The organism is Hyphobacterium sp. SN044, from assembly GCF_021864465.1.
Classification (GTDB): Bacteria; Pseudomonadota; Alphaproteobacteria; order Caulobacterales; family Maricaulaceae; genus Hyphobacterium.
In genome coordinates, this window is sequence record NZ_JAKKUV010000010.1 from 92659 (window position 1) to 110318 (window position 17660).

Annotated in this window: 18 protein-coding genes; 8 read left to right on the top strand and 10 right to left on the bottom strand. The window is 65.3% G+C overall.

All coding sequences use genetic code 11. The annotated features are described in order from the left end of the window. Positions 1 to 55 precede the first annotated feature (55 nt). Positions 56 to 1822 (top strand): pyridoxal-dependent decarboxylase, encoded by a 1767-nt coding sequence (locus L5876_RS12770; RefSeq protein ID WP_236956744.1) that lies wholly within the window; start codon positions 56 to 58, stop codon positions 1820 to 1822. Positions 1823 to 1918: 96 nt separating this feature from the next. Here the strand turns inward: L5876_RS12770 and L5876_RS12775 are convergent, their stop codons facing one another. The 8 genes from L5876_RS12775 to L5876_RS12810 all read right to left on the bottom strand — a co-directional run bounded on the left by L5876_RS12775 (position 1919) and on the right by L5876_RS12810 (position 7444). Beyond that, positions 1919 to 2362, bottom strand: a complete 444-nt coding sequence (locus tag L5876_RS12775) for a pseudoazurin (RefSeq protein ID WP_236956745.1) — start codon at positions 2360 to 2362, stop codon at positions 1919 to 1921. Between the two features lie 86 nt (positions 2363 to 2448). Beyond that, a complete protein-coding gene (gene nirK / locus L5876_RS12780) occupies positions 2449 to 3495 on the bottom strand; it encodes a copper-containing nitrite reductase (RefSeq protein WP_236956746.1) in 1047 nt (348 codons plus the stop codon). Positions 3496 to 3592: 97 nt separating this feature from the next. Beyond that, positions 3593 to 4159, bottom strand: coding sequence for a Crp/Fnr family transcriptional regulator (locus L5876_RS12785; RefSeq protein WP_236956747.1), 567 nt, complete (start codon positions 4157 to 4159; stop codon positions 3593 to 3595). A 92-nt stretch (positions 4160 to 4251) separates the two neighbouring features. Next, on the bottom strand, positions 4252 to 4629 hold the full coding sequence (locus L5876_RS12790; protein ID WP_236956748.1) for a hypothetical protein: 378 nt from the start codon (positions 4627 to 4629) through the stop codon (positions 4252 to 4254). Positions 4630 to 4674: 45 nt separating this feature from the next. Further along, the gene (locus tag L5876_RS12795) at positions 4675 to 5262 is read right to left on the bottom strand and encodes a response regulator transcription factor (RefSeq protein ID WP_236956749.1); all 588 of its coding nucleotides are present in this window, start codon (positions 5260 to 5262) and stop codon (positions 4675 to 4677) included. A gap of 3 nt (positions 5263 to 5265) precedes the next feature. After that, positions 5266 to 6372, bottom strand: a complete 1107-nt coding sequence (locus tag L5876_RS12800) for a nitrogen regulation protein NR(II) (RefSeq protein ID WP_236956750.1) — start codon at positions 6370 to 6372, stop codon at positions 5266 to 5268. A gap of 79 nt (positions 6373 to 6451) precedes the next feature. Beyond that, positions 6452 to 6673 (bottom strand): DUF1858 domain-containing protein, encoded by a 222-nt coding sequence (locus tag L5876_RS12805; protein WP_236956751.1) that lies wholly within the window; start codon positions 6671 to 6673, stop codon positions 6452 to 6454. 72 nt (positions 6674 to 6745) lie between these two features. Then, positions 6746 to 7444: a Crp/Fnr family transcriptional regulator gene (locus L5876_RS12810; protein ID WP_236956752.1), complete on the bottom strand. Its 699-nt coding sequence runs from the start codon at positions 7442 to 7444 to the stop codon at positions 6746 to 6748. A gap of 182 nt (positions 7445 to 7626) precedes the next feature. Here L5876_RS12810 and L5876_RS12815 point away from each other — a divergent pair, with 182 nt between their 5' ends. The 5 genes from L5876_RS12815 to L5876_RS12835 all read left to right on the top strand — a co-directional run bounded on the left by L5876_RS12815 (position 7627) and on the right by L5876_RS12835 (position 15078). Continuing rightward, positions 7627 to 9909 carry a nitric-oxide reductase large subunit gene (locus tag L5876_RS12815; RefSeq protein ID WP_236956753.1) on the top strand — a complete coding sequence of 761 codons (2283 nt, stop codon included), beginning with the start codon at positions 7627 to 7629 and terminating at the stop codon, positions 9907 to 9909. Positions 9910 to 10014: 105 nt separating this feature from the next. Then, complete coding sequence (locus L5876_RS12820) at positions 10015 to 10377, top strand: YbaN family protein (RefSeq protein WP_236956754.1); 363 nt, start codon at positions 10015 to 10017, stop codon at positions 10375 to 10377. A gap of 92 nt (positions 10378 to 10469) precedes the next feature. Further along, complete coding sequence (locus tag L5876_RS12825) at positions 10470 to 12755, top strand: adenosylcobalamin-dependent ribonucleoside-diphosphate reductase (protein ID WP_236956755.1); 2286 nt, start codon at positions 10470 to 10472, stop codon at positions 12753 to 12755. A gap of 132 nt (positions 12756 to 12887) precedes the next feature. Beyond that, positions 12888 to 14114, top strand: a complete 1227-nt coding sequence (locus L5876_RS12830; protein ID WP_236956756.1) for an NnrS family protein — start codon at positions 12888 to 12890, stop codon at positions 14112 to 14114. A gap of 643 nt (positions 14115 to 14757) precedes the next feature. Then, a complete protein-coding gene (locus tag L5876_RS12835) occupies positions 14758 to 15078 on the top strand; it encodes a hypothetical protein (protein WP_236956757.1) in 321 nt (106 codons plus the stop codon). Between the two features lie 116 nt (positions 15079 to 15194). On the opposite strand, the gene L5876_RS12840 is transcribed toward L5876_RS12835, so the two are convergent. Continuing rightward, positions 15195 to 15539: a helix-turn-helix transcriptional regulator gene (locus L5876_RS12840; protein WP_123194468.1), complete on the bottom strand. Its 345-nt coding sequence runs from the start codon at positions 15537 to 15539 to the stop codon at positions 15195 to 15197. Between the two features lie 56 nt (positions 15540 to 15595). Between L5876_RS12840 and L5876_RS12845 the strand changes: the two genes are divergently transcribed. Both L5876_RS12845 and lspA read left to right on the top strand, forming a co-directional pair. Next, positions 15596 to 16450, top strand: coding sequence for a cation transporter (locus L5876_RS12845; RefSeq protein ID WP_123194467.1), 855 nt, complete (start codon positions 15596 to 15598; stop codon positions 16448 to 16450). After that, positions 16447 to 16947: a signal peptidase II gene (lspA, locus tag L5876_RS12850; RefSeq protein WP_236956758.1), complete on the top strand. Its 501-nt coding sequence runs from the start codon at positions 16447 to 16449 to the stop codon at positions 16945 to 16947. Before L5876_RS12845 ends, lspA begins: the two co-directional genes overlap by 4 nt. A gap of 240 nt (positions 16948 to 17187) precedes the next feature. On the opposite strand, the gene L5876_RS12855 is transcribed toward lspA, so the two are convergent. Beyond that, on the bottom strand, positions 17188 to 17660 hold a 473-nt coding region (locus L5876_RS12855; protein ID WP_236956759.1), incomplete at its 5' end, for an IS6 family transposase.

A 17660-nucleotide genomic window follows, 5' to 3' on the forward strand; every position in this document is an offset into this window, starting at 1 on the left:
CTGCAGCCCGGCTGTGGCACTCGCATCGCCAGAGGCAGCGAAAAGGACGAAAGCGATGAACGACGACGGCATTTCGGGTCCCAAGGCCTATTTCCCCGGACCGCGGTCGGAGAACGAATCCTGGGTTCGCTCCGAATTCCAGGCCATCGTCGATGACTGGTTCGATTGGCGGCGCAGCACCTTGCCGGGCGACCCTCCGGCGATCGGCGCAGAGGAACGGCTGACCCCGGGCTTCCTCGTCGAGCGCGAGCGGACGGCACAGGCACTGGCCGAGCTGATGGCCCTCCTGCGCCGCGAAACCCCGACCTATTCGCCGCGTTATGCCGGACACATGGTGTCCGAGCTGTCCCTGCCGGCCCTGTTCGGCCATTTCACGGCGCTGCTGCACAACCCCAACAACACGTCGCGGGAGGTGTCGAAGGTCGGCACGGTGATCGAAGCCGAGGCGATCGCCATGCTGGCGGAAATGGTCGGCTTCGATCCGGCGGCCGCCCGCGGGCATTTCACCTCGGGCGGGACGATGGCGAATTTCGAAGGCGTCTGGCGCGCCCGCTACCGGCTCGATCACTGGCTGGCGCTGGCGCTGTGGATCGCCGAGAATACCGGCGAGCAACTCGATCTCTTCGCGGCCGCCCACATGGGCTGGGCGCGCTTCGCCGAGCTGGCCTCACGCCACGAACCGCCCGCCGGCGACCTGCGCCGGGCGAGCGCTGTTGCGGGCAATCCCGCCGACGTGTTCCGGCGGATCGGCGCGGCCAGCGGGCGGGATTATTCCGGACCGGTCGTGCTCGTGCCGGGCAACAAGCATTTCTCCTGGCATAAGGCGGCCAATGTCTTCGGTCTCGGCGAGGAAGCCTTCTGGAGCGTCGGGCTCGATGCGGAAGGCCGGCTCGACGTCGCCGATCTCGAAGGGCGCCTTGAGGACGCCGCGGCCGCGGAGCGCCCGGTGCTGGCGGTGGTCTCCGTGGCGGGCACGACCGAGACGGGTGAGATCGACCCGGTGGACCGGGTCTGCGATCTCCTCGAACGCCTGCAGGCCGAACGCGGCTGGCGCATCTGGCACCATGTCGATGCGGCCTATGGCGGCTTTCTCTGCACCATCCCCGGCGGTCCGCACGAAGCCGTTCTCTCGCCGCGCGTACGCAAGGCGCTCAAGGCGGTTGGCCGCGCAGATTCAGTGACCATCGACCCGCACAAGCTCGGCTACACGCCCTATGCCTGCGGCACCTTCCTGGCGCGAGATGCCGATCGCTACACGGTCTCGGTGTTCGACGCGCCCTATCTCGAGCGCCCCCACCTCGCGCAGGATTTGTGGTCGGCGACGCTGGAGGGCTCGCGCCCGGCCTCGGGCGCGGCGGCGATGTGGCTGACCGGACGCACGATCGGTTTCCGCCCGGACCGGTTCGGTGCCATCCTCGCCGGCACGGTACGGGCGGGGCAGACCTTCCAGGAGGCCGTCCGCGCGACCCTCCCCGAGCTTCGATTCCTCGAGCCGGCCGACAGCAATATCGCCTGCTTCTCGCTCGCTTCGGACGGCGAGCCGCTGTCCTCGGCGAACCGCCGGACGGCCGCGCTCTATGATGCGATGCGCGAGGACGGCGCGTTCCACCTGTCGATGACGACGCTTCGGCGTCCCGGCCAGTCGGCGCAGATCGCGGCGCATGCCGCCCGCTACAGCCTCGATGACGATGATGACCGGCTGGTGCTGATGCGCGGCGTCTTCATGAACCCCTACTGGTCGAGTGCTTCCGTCAGCGAGTGCCTTATTCCCGAATTCGTCGCGGCCTTGGGCCGGGGCATCGAAACCGTCAGCTCACGCTAAGCGCAAAAGGCCGCAGCAGTCGCTGCGGCCTTGAACGCGTAACGAAAGAGGGTGCGGCGGCGCGCGGGAGGGAGAAACGCACCGCCGCGGGGCCGGTTACTCCTGCACCTGGGAGAGCAGTTCCGGCATTCTCTGGTTGGCCCGGGCGGGGTGCCGCACACTGCGCGCCGCCTCGAGATTGGCGGTGTCGTCGCCGACCTGGATCACGGCGACCATGCCCAGTCCATAGTGCGGCAGGCATTTGATGCCGTAGACGCCTTCCTGGTCGAACGTCACCGTGATCTCCTGGTTGATCCGGCCACGGAAGGTTTCGGCACCCTCGGGCATCATGCTCGGAATGCTCTCGGCATTGTGGCTCGGATCGGTTGGCAGGAAGGTGACGGTGTCGCCGGGCTCGATCTGCAGGAAGGCCGGCTCGAACACCATCATCTGGCCATCGGCACCGCGATTGAGCATGTGGACCTGGTGGTCTTCGGCGAAGCCCGCGGCCGGCACGGCGATTGCGATGGCGGCGGCGGTGAGGAGGGTCTGGAGTTTCATTGTTCTTGTCCGTTTGACTGCTTGTTGTTGGGGGAGGGGAGCGGCGCGGCCGCCCGGAGGCTGAGCCGCACCGCCAGGGAGGTTGGTCAGTGGCCGCTGCCTTCCACCTCGCCGTCCGGCGCGTGGTAGACATCCGGGTTCGGATCACCCTCGACATGGAGGACGCCGGCGAGGCCGCGTTCAGCCCGCGACAGGGCGTGGTCGACGAGGATGTAGTTGCCCGGAACCTCGAGCTCGAAGTCCACCGCCACGGCACCACCTGGGGCCACCGTCACCGTCTGGACGTCGTAGATATTCTCCGAGGTCAGCGATCCGTACGGATAGACGGTGTCGAAGATCTCGCCGATCACGTGGAAGGACGAGGTCTTGTTGGGGCCGCCCACGCCGAAGAAGATGCGGACGGTCTCGCCGACTTCGGCCTGCATCGGCCGGTCGCGAAGCGCATAGGCGGAGCCGTTGAACACGTAGTATTGCGGCTGTTCGTCGAGCAGCGCAGTGAGGCTCTCGGTCGCGAGACCCGGCGTGCCGAAGGCTTCCTCGGTGTAGATCTCGCCCTGCATCACGTAGAATTCGCGATCGACCTCCGGCAGGCCGCCTTCCGGCTCGACCACGATCAGCCCGTACATGCCGTTGGCGATGTGCTGGGCCACCATCGGGGTGGCGCAGTGATAGACATAGACGCCGGGATTGAGCGCCGTGAAGGTGAAGCTGCGGGTCTCGCCAGGGCCGGCCAGCGTCGCCGCTGCGCCGCCGCCTGGACCGGTCACGGCGTGGAAGTCGACATTGTGCATCATCATGCTGTCGGGCGCGTTGGTCATGCGGACCTCGACCGTGTCGCCGACGCGGACGCGCAGCATCGGACCGGGCACCTGGCCGTTGAAGGTCCAGTAGGTGAAGGTCGTGCCGTCGGCCAGCTGGCCGACGAGTTCAACCGTCTCGAGTTCGACCACGTGGTGTTGCGGTGCCGTCGCGGTGATCGGCGGGGGAAGGTCCGTCGGGTTGCGGACGATATCGGCCACCTCGGCGGTCTCCTGCGCCAGGGCCGCGGGCTGGAAGGCCAAAGCGGCGGCACCGGCGACCACGGCGGTCGCGATACCGGCCATGAGTTCGATGCGGAGCTTGCGGATATTCATGGTGCTCTCCTTGGATGAGCGGTTGTGATGACCCGTGACTAGACCCGGGCGACGTGTGCCGAATTGCGCTGGCTCAAAAGCGCTGTGTTTCGTGAGATCAGGCGGCGAGACACCCGGCGATGCGGTAGGTTCGGCGCCCCGTGGCCACCAGCCGGCGCTCGCGCAGCCAGCGCGAGAACAGGCGCGACACCGTCTCGATGGTGAGACCGGTATAGTCGGCAATCTCCTGGCGGCTCATCGGCAGTTCGATATCGCCCAGCGGGGTGGTCAGGCGATCGGACAGGAGGAAGAGGAACTCCGCCAGCCGCTCGGCCGCTGATTTCTGACCGAGAAGGGCGACATGACGGCGTTCGCGGTCGAGCCGTCCGCGCATCTGGTCGAACACGAATTCGGTCCAGGCACGGTTCTGCGTCAGCTCGGAGACCGGTATGGAAATCACCTCGATATCGGTGAGGGCCTCGGCGTGATGATCCAGTTCACCGTCGATCTGGAAATGCACGAGCTCGCCGGCGGTGACGATATCGAGCACCTGCCGCCGGCCGTCCTCGAAGATCTGGAACACCATGACAACGCCCGAGACGAGCTTGACGAGATCCTGCGCGGGATCGCCGGCATGGTAGAGTGGCATACGGGCCTTGAGGCGGCGGGGGGGCTGAAGCGTCATGTCCGGGCTCCCGGGATGGTGTGTCCTTGGAGCTCACAAATGCCGCTTTATCCCGGAGCGCGAAATTCGGGTGAACGCGTACGGGAAAACCCCTATGCGCTCTCGGCAGCGGGTGTTGCTGGGCCGACAATCGCCGCGTCCAGCTCATCGATCCGGATCGGCTTCGCGAGGACGACGATCCCCTTCGCCCCGGCACTCAGTGCCGCGGCGAACCCGGTTTCGAGGCTGGTCACGAGGATGGTTCGCGGCATCAGGGCCAGGCGACCGAGCCAGCCGAGGAAACCGCGAACATCATCGGGGCGATCGAGATCCGCGATCAGGACATCGTCGGGAAGCGGCAGGAAATCGAGCGCCGCGGACCAATCCGTGTCGTGACGCAGAAGCGTGAATCCGCGCGCGGCGGCGAACGCCTCAAAGGCGTCGGCGACCGTGCCGGTCGTCTCGATCAGGTGCAACACGCGGCTTTTCATACCGGCTAAAATAGTCCGGCCGGCCGATCCGTGTATTGCGTTCGATCAAACCCGGCCGGGCCCGTCCGCCATCAATCTGACAAGGCCGGCGACATTGCGCACACCCAGCTTTCCGAACACCCGGGCGCGGTGGATTTCCACAGTGCGCGGACTGATCTCGAACTCGCGCGCGATTTCCTTGTTGGTCAGGCCGCGGTTCAACGCATGGGCGATCTCCGCCTCCCGATCAGTCAGGGTGATGAAGGCCTCCGGCGAACTTGCCTCTTTGTCCTTGGACAGGGCGCGCTCGAGGGCTGTTTCGATCACGTCCGGTGTGAAGGGCTTCTCCACGAAGTCGTAGGCGCCAAGCCGGACCGCTTCCACCGCCGTCGCGATATCGCCGTGGGCACTTACCATGATGATCGGGAACGGGACGCGACCGATCCGCCGGAGAACGTCGAGCCCCGTGAGCACGGGCATTTTCAGATCAAGAAAGGCCGCATCCGGCGTGACGTCATCGAGCGATTCGATGAAGGCCAGACCGTGCGCATGGGTGCGAATGGTCCGTCCCGGCCCTTCGAGCACAGCGGCGAGCGCATCCCTCACGGCGTCGTCGTCATCGGTTACGGCAATATGCAGCGTCTTGTCGGACATCCGTCAGCTCATCGGCAGCGCGAGACGGAAGCGGGCGCCGGACAGCGCCCCCGGTTCCGGTTCATCAAGCAGTTCCAGGGAGCCGCCATGCGCCTCGGCGATCGTGCGGCAGATCGAAAGGCCGATCCCGAGCCCGTCCTTCTTGCTCGTCACAAAGGGCGAGAACAGCCGGGGCCGGACCTGCGGGTCGATCCCCGGTCCATTGTCCTCGACGTCGATCTCCGCCATGTCCTCTCTCAAACGCGTGCGCACGCGCACGGTTCGGTTCTTCTGCGCTGCGGTCGCATCCATGGCGTTGCGGATCAGGTTCACCATCACCTGGCGGATCTGGGTTGCATCGGCATGGATCATGATCCGCGACTGCGCCCGGGAAATGTCGATCGCGGTCCGGCCGTCGACATCGGCGACGCTGCACAATTCCGCAGCGCCTGTGATGAGCTCGGACAGTTCGATATCGCGGCGTTCGTCATCGCCGCGCTCCACCATCTGGCGAATCCGCCGGACGATGTCGCCCGCCCGCTGCGATTCCTGCTGCGCGCGCGCAAACAGCGAGCGGGCCTTGGCCGGGTCGGATTCAAGCGCCTTGTCCGAGGCGGCAAGGAAGAGCGCGATCGCGGTCAGCGGCTGGTTCAGTTCATGCGCAAGGGCCGTGCCCATTTCGGCAACGGCGCTGACCCGGCCCATATGGGAGAGTTGCGCCTGCAATTCGCGCAGCCGGCGCTCGGCGGCGACGCGTTCGGTCAGGTCGCGGACAATGCCGACGAAGCGCCGATCGCCGCCGGTCTCGAACTCGCCGACGCTGAGATCCATCGGGAATTCGGAACCGTCCTTGCGAAGCCCTTCGACTTCGCGGCCGATTCCGATGATGCGTGCATCGCCGGTGTCGATATAGCGCTCGATGAAGCCGTCATGCCGGTGCGCATAGCGCGGCGGCATCAGCATCGAGACGTTCCGACCGATCACTTCGTCGGGTGTCCAACCAAAAATCCGCTCGCAGGCAGGGTTGTAGAGATCGACAATGCCGTGCCGGTCGATGCTCATGATGCCATCGACGGCGGTGCCGATCAGAGCCTGAAGCTGGCCCTCGGCATGTGTTCCGCTGAATGGCATTCCGACTGCACCCGCCTTTCGGCAATCTCTGCGCGCACACTTCTAGCTTGCGCCAGCGGCTGCGGTCTACCTTGAAGGTTCAGACCCGATCCTCCCATCGTTCCCGCGGCATCGCCTGCGCAAGGTCTCGCGCAAGCCCGTCCGCGGACAGGCCGTATTCCGCCGCCGCCTCGCGCACGGTCATGAAGGGCGCCATCACGCAGCCCGGACAGGCCATGCGGTGCTTCACGAAAACCGGCACGGTCTCCGGCCAGCCCTGCATCAGGTCGGACACATTCATGAATTTCAGATCGTCGAGCATTCGAGCCTCCATTCCGAGAGGCTCGCTTAGCGTGTAACTCGGCGGCGCGACTTGTTGCCGCGCAAATCGCGCTCACGCCTGTTCGGCGATTTCCACAAGGCGATGCGGGCGCAGGATGACGAGATGGCTCGATCGCCGTCCTTCGAGCAGGCCTTCCTCGATCCAGGCCGAAAGCGTCCGGCTGACGGTGTGAAGCGTGGTGCCGGTCATCTCCGCGAGGTCCTGGCGTGACAGCGCGAACGGAATCTCCACGCCCTCAGCGGTTCTCCGGCCCGATTGGCCTGCAAGACGCAGAATAGTGGCGGCGATACGGCGTTCGACCTGCTGCGTGGCGATCTCCTGCAGCCGGGCCTGCAATTCCTCGATTCGCCCACCCATCATGCCCATTGCGCGCATGGCGAGCGGCGGGTTCTCCTGCATCAGCGCCATCATCCGGACCGCGCTCCAGCTGAGAACGGAGGTCTCCTCCACCGCGACAGGCGTGGCGGGATAGGGCATGCCCCGGAAGACGGCCACTGAGCCCACCAGGTCTCCCGGCCCCATGAAACGCAGCACGATATTCTTGCCGTCAGGAGTTGCCTGATCGAGCCGCAGCCGTCCCCAGGCCACGACATAGTGATGCGTGGCGTCATCGCCCTGCTGGAACAGCGACTCCTGTTTCGCGAGCTTGCGCTCCTGCGCCTCCCGCGCAGAGAGCGCGACGAGGTCTGGATCGAGCTCGCGGAAGAAGGGCGAACGCGACAGGACGGCGGTGCGGGCCTCGATGTCCAAGGGGCAATCCTCAACGACAAACTGCAATGGCGTTAGCGCGAATCCGTCCGCACGCCAATGCCGCGCCTATTTCCGTGAATTTGATCCCGCGCAAATCCGGAATGCGCGCGCGGTCCTAGAGCAGCGTCATGAGACGGGTCACCCGGTCCGTCTTCTTGCATTCCAATGGAGGGAGACACCCCATGCAGGACCGCTCAATGCGCACACTGTGGGCAATCCTGGCGCTGATCCTCATCGTCTCGTTCAGCTGGCTCGGGCTGATCGGTCGGGAGATCCACCGTCAGGCACCGCCCATGCCGTCCGCCGTCGTCACGGCGGAAGGCGACGTCCTTTACACCCGCGAGGACATCGAGACCGGCCGCCAGGTCTATCAGTCGATGGGCGGCCAGCAGGTCGGTTCGATATGGGGCCACGGCGGCTATCTGGCGCCCGACTGGTCGGCCGACTGGCTGCACCGTGAGTCGATGGCCATGCTCGACGCCCGCGCCGATGAACTTTACGGCGCCTCGTACGGCGAACTCGATGACGGCCGCCAGGCCGACATGCGCGTGCGTCTTCAGGAAGAACTGAACGCCAACACCTATGACGCCGAAACCGGTCAGATCATCATCTCCGGGGAACGCATTGCGACGGCGCGTCAGGTGGCCCGCCACTATGTCGACCTGTTCGGAGATGCGCATGAACTCGAGGCGCTGCGCGAGGACTACGCCATCGCCAACGGTGCCATTCCGGACCTCGAACGCCGGGAAAAGCTGACCGCCTTCTTTTTCTGGGCGTCCTGGGCAACCGTGACGCATCGCCCCGAAGGCGGCGTCACCTATACCAATAACTGGCCCCACGAACCGCTGGTCGGAAACGCCCCGTCGGCGGGCAACATCATGTGGTCGATCGCCAGCATCATCCTTCTGATCGCCGGCATCGGTGCCCTCACCTGGTGGCATTCCGGCCGCAAGGAGGAAGCCGCTCCGACACCGCCGGCCAGTGACCCGCTGACCGCCGTGGCCCCGACCGCCTCGATGAAGGCAACGCGGAAGTATTTCTGGACTGTCATCGCTCTCTTCCTCGCGCAGATCCTGCTCGGGGCGGTGACCGCCCACTATGCGGTCGAGGGTCACGACTTCTACGGCATCCCGCTGTCCGACATCATTCCCTATGCCGTGACCCGGACCTGGCACACCCAGCTGGCCATCTTCTGGATCGCGACCGCCTGGCTCGCCACGGGTCTCTACCTCGCCCCGATCCTTGGCGGGAAGGAGCCGAAATTCCAGGCGCTCGGCGTCAACGTGCTCTATGGCGCGCTGCTTGTCGTCGTCGTGGGTTCGATGGCCGGCGAATGGCTCGGCGTGCAGCAGGTCTTCGATCTCGACATGAATTTCTGGTTCGGACACCAGGGCTGGGAATATGTCGATCTCGGCCGCTTCTGGCAGCTCCTGCTGTTCGCCGGCCTGATGATCTGGCTGGCCCTTGTCGGCCGCGCCCTGTGGCCGGCGTTGCGTGTCCCGGGCGAGGGACGGCCTCTGACCGTCATTCTCTTCCTGTCGACCATCGCCATCGGCCTTTTCTACGGCGCGGGTCTCACCTGGGGCCAGCACACCCATTTGTCGATGATCGAGTACTGGCGCTGGTGGGTGGTTCACCTTTGGGTCGAGGGCTTCTTCGAAGTCTTCGCCACCGCGGCCATCGCCCTCCTCCTCGTCAAGCTGGGTCTCGTGCGTGCCCGCACCGCCAATCACGGCGTGCTGTTCGCCACGGTGATCTTCCTGACGGGCGGCGTGCTCGGCACGCTGCACCACCTCTACTTCGCCGGCGCGACAACCTCGGTCATCGCCGTCGGCGCCGTCTTCTCTGCGCTGGAAGTCGTGCCGCTCGCCCTGATCGGTCACGAAGCCTATGAGAACTACCGCATGACGAAGGCGGCGACGTGGGTGCAGACCTACAAATGGCCGATCTTCTTCTTTGTCGCGGTGGCCTTCTGGAACCTCGTGGGTGCCGGCCTTCTGGGCTTCCTCATCAACCCGCCGATCTCGCTCTACTTCGTGCAGGGCCTCAACCTGACCGCCACGCACGGCCACGCCGCCCTGTTCGGGGTCTACGGCCTGCTCGGCATCGGTCTGATGCTGTTCTGCTTCCGCGGCCTGTTCCCGAAATTCGCCTGGTCGGACCGGATGATCGGGACGAGCTTCTGGCTGCTCAATGGCGGGCTGGCGATGATGGTGTTCATGAGCCTCTTCCCGGTCGGCGTGCTCCAGGCGCATGCCAGCATCACGGAAGGGCTCTGGTACGCCCGCTCCGCGGAATTCCTGCAACAGCCGATCATCCACTTCCTCGTCTGGATGCGGGTGCCGGGAGACATCGTCTTCTCGATCGGTGCGGGGGTTCTGGCCCTGTTCGCAGGACAGCTGGCCTGGGCGGGCTTCCGCCAGGGCCGCGCCAAACCGGCGGCGCATCCCGCGCCGGCGGAGTAAGGAACCGGGACCGGCCCTCCCCCTTGTCCGCGGGCCGGTCACGGACACGTCACCCCCGGAGCGCCAACCCCGCTCCGGGGGTGATGCCCTTCAGGAGGTCAGCCAATGACGGCCTTGAGATTCACTCTCGGACTCACGGGCGCGGTGCTGCTGCCGATTGGCGCGGCAGGGGTCGTCCTCCCCCTCCTTCCCGGAACGCCGCTCCTCATCCTGTCCGCCTTCTGCTTCGCCCGCTCCTTTCCCGGACTTGAGCGCAAACTGCTCGACCATACGCAGATCGGCCCGCCGATCCGGGCCTGGCGCGAACGCGGCGCCATTCCGCGGCCCGCCAAGGCTCTGGCCTGTTCTGCCCTGTCCGTCTCGATCCTCGCGATCGCGGCAACGCCGTCTCCCCTGCCGCTGAAGGCGGCGCTGACGGCCGGCCTCATGCTGGTGATCGCCTGGCTTCTTACCCGCCCTGAACGCTGACATTCCGGGCGCAGAATTTGCGCTGGTGCAAATCGCCCCCCTGTCCGCCGCTGCAGTCTTGGCCGCCTGATTCCCTCAGCCGGAGACGCGCGATGACCGAACTGCAGCAGATCTCGACCGATATCTGGGACATGAAATACCGCTTCCAATGCCCTGACACGGGTGAGGCGGACCAGACGATCGAGGACACATGGGACCGGGTGGCGAAAGCGCTCGCCCGCTGCGAGGGACGTCACGCCGCCCGCTGGCAGCGCGCCTTCCGCACCATCCTCGACGATTTCCGCTTCCTGCCGGCCGGCCGCATCCTGTCGGGTGCCGGGACCGGGCGAACCGTGACGCTGTTCAACTGCTTCGTGATGGGCACGATCCCGGACGATCTCGGCGGGATTTTCGACATGCTGAAGGAAGCCGCGCTGACCATGCAGCAGGGCGGCGGGATCGGCTACGACTTCTCCACCCTGCGCCCCAAGGGCAGCCTCGTCGCCGGTGTCGGTGCCGACGCCAGCGGCCCTTTGAGCTTCATGGACGTGTGGGACGCGATGTGCCGCACCATCATGAGCGCGGGCTCGCGGCGCGGCGCGATGATGGGTGTGATGCGCGACCACCACCCGGACATCCTCGCTTTCATCGACGCCAAGCGGGACGCGGCGCGATTGCGCAATTTCAACCTCTCCGTCCTTGTTAGCGATGCGCTGATCGAGGCCGTCGACAGGGACGCCGACTGGCCGCTGCATTTCGGCGGCCGGGTCCACACCACGCTCAAGGCCCGCGAGCTCTGGGACGCCATCATGCGGGCGACCTACGACTTCGCCGAGCCGGGCGTGATCTTCATCGACCGGATCAACGCCGCCAACAACCTGTCCTGGCTGGAGGAGATCGCGGCGACCAATCCGTGCGGCGAACAGCCCCTGCCACCCTATGGCGCCTGCCTTCTGGGCTCGGTCAATCTCAGCCGCTTCGTGATCGACGCCTTCCTGCCGGACGCACGCCTCGACCTCGACGCGATCCGGACCTGCGTCGCGACCGCCGTGCGGTTGATGGACAATGTGATCGACACCAGCAATTTCCCGCTGGAGCAGCAGCGTAAAGAAGCCATCGGCAAGAGGCGGCTGGGCCTCGGCGTCACCGGCCTCGGCGACGCGCTGGCGATGTGCGGGATTCGCTACGGCTCGCCCCGCGCGGTCGAGGCGGTGGACACGTGGATGGGCCGGATCGCCAACGAGGCCTATCGCGCCAGCGCGCTACTCGCCGCGGAAAAGGGCGCCTTCCCCCTATACGACGCCGCCGAGTATCTGAAGGCCCCGATGGTCCAGGCGCTCGACGAGGACGTGCGCGCCCTCATTGCCGCACACGGCATCCGCAACAGCCACCTCACCTCGATCGCCCCGACCGGGACGATCTCGCTCTTCGCGAACAACACCAGCGGCGGCGTCGAACCCGTCTTCGGACACACCTTCAATCGAAAGGTCCGGCAAAAGGACGGCAGCCATGTCGAAGAGGAAATCCAGGACTACGCCTACCGCACCTTCCGGACGCAGTTCGGGCCGATGGCGGCACTGCCCGACTGTTTCGTCGAGGCCGATCAGCTGACGCCGCGCGAGCATGTCGCCATGCAGGCCGCCGCGCAGAAATGGGTCGACAGTTCGATCAGCAAAACGATCAACCTTCCAGCCGATATCGCCTTCGACGATTTCAAGGACGTCTACCGGCTCGCCTACGATCTCGGCTGCAAGGGCTGCACGACCTACCGGCCGAACGCCACGACCGGCTCGGTCCTGTCCAAGTCCAGTGAAAAGAGGGCCGAAGAGCCTTCCCCGGCCGAACCGCCGGCCCGCCTCGGCGACCGCCCGGTCGAACTGCCCGGGCAGACCTACAAGCTGCGCTGGCCGCACAGCGAACACGCCATCTATGTCACGATCAACGACCTGATCGAGGACAGCGGGGACGGGTCGAACGAAATCACCCGCCGCCCGTTCGAGATCTTCATCAACTCGAAGAATATGGACCACTACGCCTGGACGCTCGCGCTGACCCGGATGATCTCGGCCGTCTTCCGGCGTGGCGGCGATGTCCGCTTCGTGGCCGAGGAGCTGGGTGCGGTGTTCGATCCCCAGGGCGGGGCGTTCGTGAACGGACGCTATGCCCCGAGCCTCCTTGCCGTGATCGGCGGCGTCATCGAGCGGCACCTCGAGGCGATCGACGGCAAGTCGGGCCCGGCCGCGCGCAGCGGTGATCCTGAACCCGGTCCGGATGCGGCAGCCCAAGCGCCCGCCTCGCTGCCGGCCGCGACACTCTGTCCGAAATGCCATCAACCGTCGGTGATCAAGCTCGAAGGCTGTCTCACCTGCACGGGGTGCGGCTATTCGAAATGCGGCTGAGGCCCTGCCAGGCCCCTGAACAGCGCGTTTGCGCTCCCACAAATCGATACCCGCCGCCGTGTGCTTCAAGGAATGCGCATTCGGTGCCCGGCACGGGACGCGCCGCCACCTTCGAGGAGCTGGAGCTGAGCCATGCTGAAACGCCCTGATACGTCCGCGCTGCGCCGGGCCATGCCGCGAGACCCGGTCGAGGCCCGGCGGAGCTATGCCGGTGCGGCCCTGTTCAGCTTCGGCTTCCGGCCGTTCTTTCTCGGCGGCGCGATCTGGGGCGCGCTGGTCGTTCCGGTCTGGATCGCCGCCTGGGCGCTCGGCTGGAGCGAGATCGGCGGCATCCCGGCACTCGCCTGGCATGTCCACGAAATGCTGTTCGGCTTTCTCGGAGCGATCATTGCCGGATTCCTGCTGACGGCTGTACCGAACTGGACCGGCCGCCTGCCCGTCATGGGCGGGCCGCTGCTGGCGCTCGCTGCGCTGTGGCTGTCGGGCCGTCTCGCCATGCTGGTCGGCGGTCCGGTCCTCCTCGTGGCGGGCATGGACGCCAGCTTCCTCCTGGTCCTCGCCGCCCTTCTGTGGCGGGAGGTGATCACTGGCGGCAATTTCCGGAACTTCCCGGTCTGCGGTCTCGCCAGCCTTTTCGCTCTCGCCAATCTCGGATTTCACGCCGCCATTGCTTTCGGGTTCGACTGGCGGCCGGCGCAGGGGCTCGCCATCGCCGTGATCGCGATGCTGATCGGCCTGATCGGCGGACGCATCGTACCGAGTTTCACACGCAACTGGATGGCCCAGACCGGGCGCACGCCCCTGCCCGCGCCCGCCGGGCGGTTCGACATGATCGCCCTGGGCGCGCTCGCGGCCTCGCTCGTCGCCTGGATCGTCTGCCCGTGGAGTGCGGCGACGGGCCTGCTCCTCGCCGCCGCAGGCCTTCTTCACGCCGTGCGTCTCGCGCGCTGGAAGGGCTGGCGGACCGGCGCGGAAAGCCTCGTCCTCATTCTCCATGCCGGCTATGCGTGGCTGCCGCTGGCGCTGCTCGTGATGGCGGGAGTCATCCTCATGCCCGGCCTCGTCCCCGCCAGCGCGGCTCTGCATGCGCTGACCGCGGGTGCGATGGGCACGATGACGCTCGCCGTCATGACAAGGGCGAGCCTCGGCCATACCGGCCGGGCCCGGACCGCTGACCGCGTCACCGCCGCGATCTATGTCCTTGTGCTGACCGCGGCTGTTGTCCGCGTGCTCGCGCCGATCCTGCTGCCGGTCGCGGCGGTCCCGGCCATGGCCGTCTCCGCCGTCCTTTGGAGCGCCGCCTTCGGCCTCTTCGCGCTGCGCTACGGACCGATGCTGGCCAAGCCGCGTGTCGCATAGCCAATCAGCCGGTGAGGCGGGGGCGTTCCTGCGACCGTTTTCAAGGCCCGATCGTCGCGCTGACGTCTCATACCGGCTATTTGGAAACATGGCGGTGCTGTCAGACAAAAGCGAACCGGTCTCCGTTAGAGGTGGAGCGGCTCTAGTCAGGCGGCCAGCGCGATTTTCCGGTTCTCCTTGAACCAGTCTCGGTCATTGATGTGGCGCTCAAGATTGAAGAGGTTTCGGACGGAAGAGCAGACAGCGGCGCGTCTCTGCCCCCTGCATGCATTTCCAGCTGCGCCTGCGGCACGCACCGCAAGCCCGGCCTTTCCCGGTTACGGGAAAGTCTCTGATTTTCAGGAAATACATGGCGGAGGGGATGGGCCTGATATCCAACCTTCTCCAACCTAAGTCGTTGTTTTATTTATCCGCCCGATGGTTTGAATGGTCATCCAGCTTCAGACGCGACTAGCAGCGAAACGGATGAAGTGCGGTTGTGACAGCTTCTTGCGGAACACAACGGACCAGTTCGCTTCGGTCCGATGCACTTGAACACGTTCTTCCCGCCAGACCGCCTTCGATCACGGTGGTGTCATGCCCATCTGGCGCAGGCTGTCGGCGGCAAGGGCCGCGCGCGCCGGACGCATATTACGGCTGGCGCATGGCGTTCTATATCCTCGGCGTCTTCCTCGTGGTCCTCGTCGCGACGGCGCTGCTCCTGCATTATGGGTTTGCGGCCCTCGAACTTTTTCCCTCCGCCGATCAGGTTCGTGCGGTCCCCGAGCGCGAGTTCTTCAAGTTCGACTACGCATTCTGGTTCAACATGGCCTTCCTGGCGCTCACGGCCGTCTTTCTCGTCTGGAAGGTCAAAAGGACTGGTTTTTCCTTCTCAGCCGGCGACGGCGCTATTGAGAAGATGCTCTTCTGGCTCGCCGTAGTCGCCTATGCGTGGCTAGGGGTCCGTCTTCTCGTCGGGCTCTGAGGCTCAAGGATCGGGATGGCGTGGCGAGCGCGAGCCGACTATTCTACATGTTGGCAAGCTGTGCCGTCAAAGCGCTAAGGTCTACTATGCTGCGGTGCCGGTTAAAACTCGGCCGTTCATGCCCCACGATAATTGTCACACGCCTCAACGCCTTCCGCGACCACGTCGAGAAGTGCGTCCACATCGCTCAGAAGGACCGTGATGCGCGGGCTGCTGATACGGTAGCGGATGAAGCGCCCATCGCGGTCGCTGGCGACAAGCCCGCAGTCCAGCAGGCACCTCAGGTGGTTGGAGACGTTGGGTTGCGATAGTTCCGTCCGCTCGACGATCTCGTGAACGGCCAATGGCTCATTGCAAAGTGCACCGAGAATGGCCAGGCGGCTCGGGTCCGCGAAGCCGCGGAACAATTTCGCCCGTCGCTCGATGGTCGCGCTCTTGCGGTCATCGACGATTTGCACCATATCACTCCTCGCTGATATGTTGTTCTTCGATTCATCCTAGCAGGAATAGCGCGGCCATGGCCAACACCGAAAGAGCCGGATCGACGGCTGATGCCCCGCCCTTCCGTTACCGGGTTTCCGGTATGGATTGCGCAAAGGATGCCGCGCAGATTGAACGGGCGGCGCAGTCGGCCGGAGTAGCGCCCGACGATGTGAAGGTGTCGGCCGCAACGCACATCATGACACTGAACGCCTCCGAGGCGCGCCTGCCAGATATCGAAAAGGCCGTTGCGGTGACCGGTTACGGCTTCGACCGGATCGAGGGCGATGGAGATATTCCGCCGAATCCGGCTCATCAGGATCCGGCCTACCGACGCGCTCTCTGGATCGTCGTGATCCTGAACGTGGGTTACGGCGTCCTTGAAATGATCGGCGGATTCATCGCCGGATCACAGGCCGTGAAGGCCGATGCGCTCGATTTCATCGGCGATGGCGCGATCACCTTCCTCGGCCTGCTGGCCATTGGCTGGAGCCTCGCCTGGCGGGCTCGGTCGGCCCTGATCCAGGGCATTTTCCTCGGGCTCCTCGGTCTTGGCGTCCTCGGCACGACGATCGTCCGGGTCTTCGAACGGACGACGCCGGATGCAGGTCTCATGGGCCTGCTCGGCATGATCGCCCTTGTCGTCAATGTCGTCTCCGTTCTGCCGCTGCTGCGGTTCCGCAAGGGCGACGCGAACATGCGGGCCGTCTGGCTCTTCTCGCGCAACGACGCCATCGGCAATGCGGCGGTCGTCATCGCCGCCGGTCTCGTAGCGTGGCTGGGCAGCGCGTGGCCCGACCTTATCGTCGCCTTCGGTATCGCCGGACTGTTCCTGCACTCCGCTTGGGCGATCATTCGCGATGCGCGGGCCGATCTGAAGGCGGCGGCATGAATAGCCGCGTTCTGGGCGGGCTCTGCGCGATCGCAGCGCTTGGTCTCGATCAGGGCACCAAGGCGCTTGCCCTTAGCACACCGGCGCTTGAGAGCGGGGTCGAGGTTTTACCCTTTCTGAACCTCGTGCGGGTTCTGAACGATGGGGTCAGCTTCGGTATACTCGGCGGGGTCGTACCGTGGTGGGGCCTCTTCGCGCTTGCTGGCGTGATCGTGGCGTGGCTACTGATCTGGCTGTGGCGCGCGCCGGACAGGCTGACGGGTGCGGCCCTCGGTCTGATCATCGGAGGCGCGCTCGGAAATGTCCTCGACCGCCTGCGCTATCAGGCCGTCCCGGACTTTCTGGATTTCCATTACGGATCATACCACTGGCCGTCCTTCAATCTCGCGGACGTGGCGATTTTCTGCGGTGCGGCCCTGCTGTTCTGGGACAGCTTCCGCTCGGCGAAGAACCAGCCTGCTCAGGGTCAACGCAAGGAAAACACAACGGGGGTATAACCCATGTCCGGCATACCATCTGCGAAGGGCTTCGACAGCACGCTCGCCCTGCTGCGCAACCCGTATGGGTTCATTTCGGAGACCTGCCGCGATCTTGACAGCGACCTGTTCGAGACCCGCGTCCTCTTTCAAAAGACGATCTGCATGACCGGTGCCGCGGCAGCGGAGGTCTTTTACTCCGAGGATGGGTGCTGTCAGACAAAAGCGAACCGGTCTCTATTGACGGCGGCGCGGCTGAGATCAGGCGGCAAGCTGCCGCCATTCGGCCAGCGCGGCTTGCCGGTTCTCCTTGAACCGGTCGCGGGGATTGAGGTGTCGGTCGAGATTGAAGTGGTTGTGGACGGAAGAGTGGACGGTGGCGAATTTCTGAAGACTTCGCATTTGCCGGAAGCGGAGCATCGCCCGCTCTCTTCGTCGCAATGGTAGATGGCTATTCTCAGCCCGATTGTTAAGCCAGCGGCCGACCTCCTGATCGCCTTCAATGCCCAGTTTCTTGAACGCTGCGCGGTAGGACCGAAGCCGGTCTGTCACGATCGCCTTCGGCTTGCCAAATCGCTTCATCGCCTTACGGAGAAACTTGAGCGCCGCCTGGCGATCTCGGCGTTTGGTGACGTAGGCCTCGAGGACCTCACCCTCATGATCGACCGCGCGCCAGAGGTAGTGGGTCACTCCGTTGATCTTCACAAACATCTCGTCGAGGTGCCACTGCCATT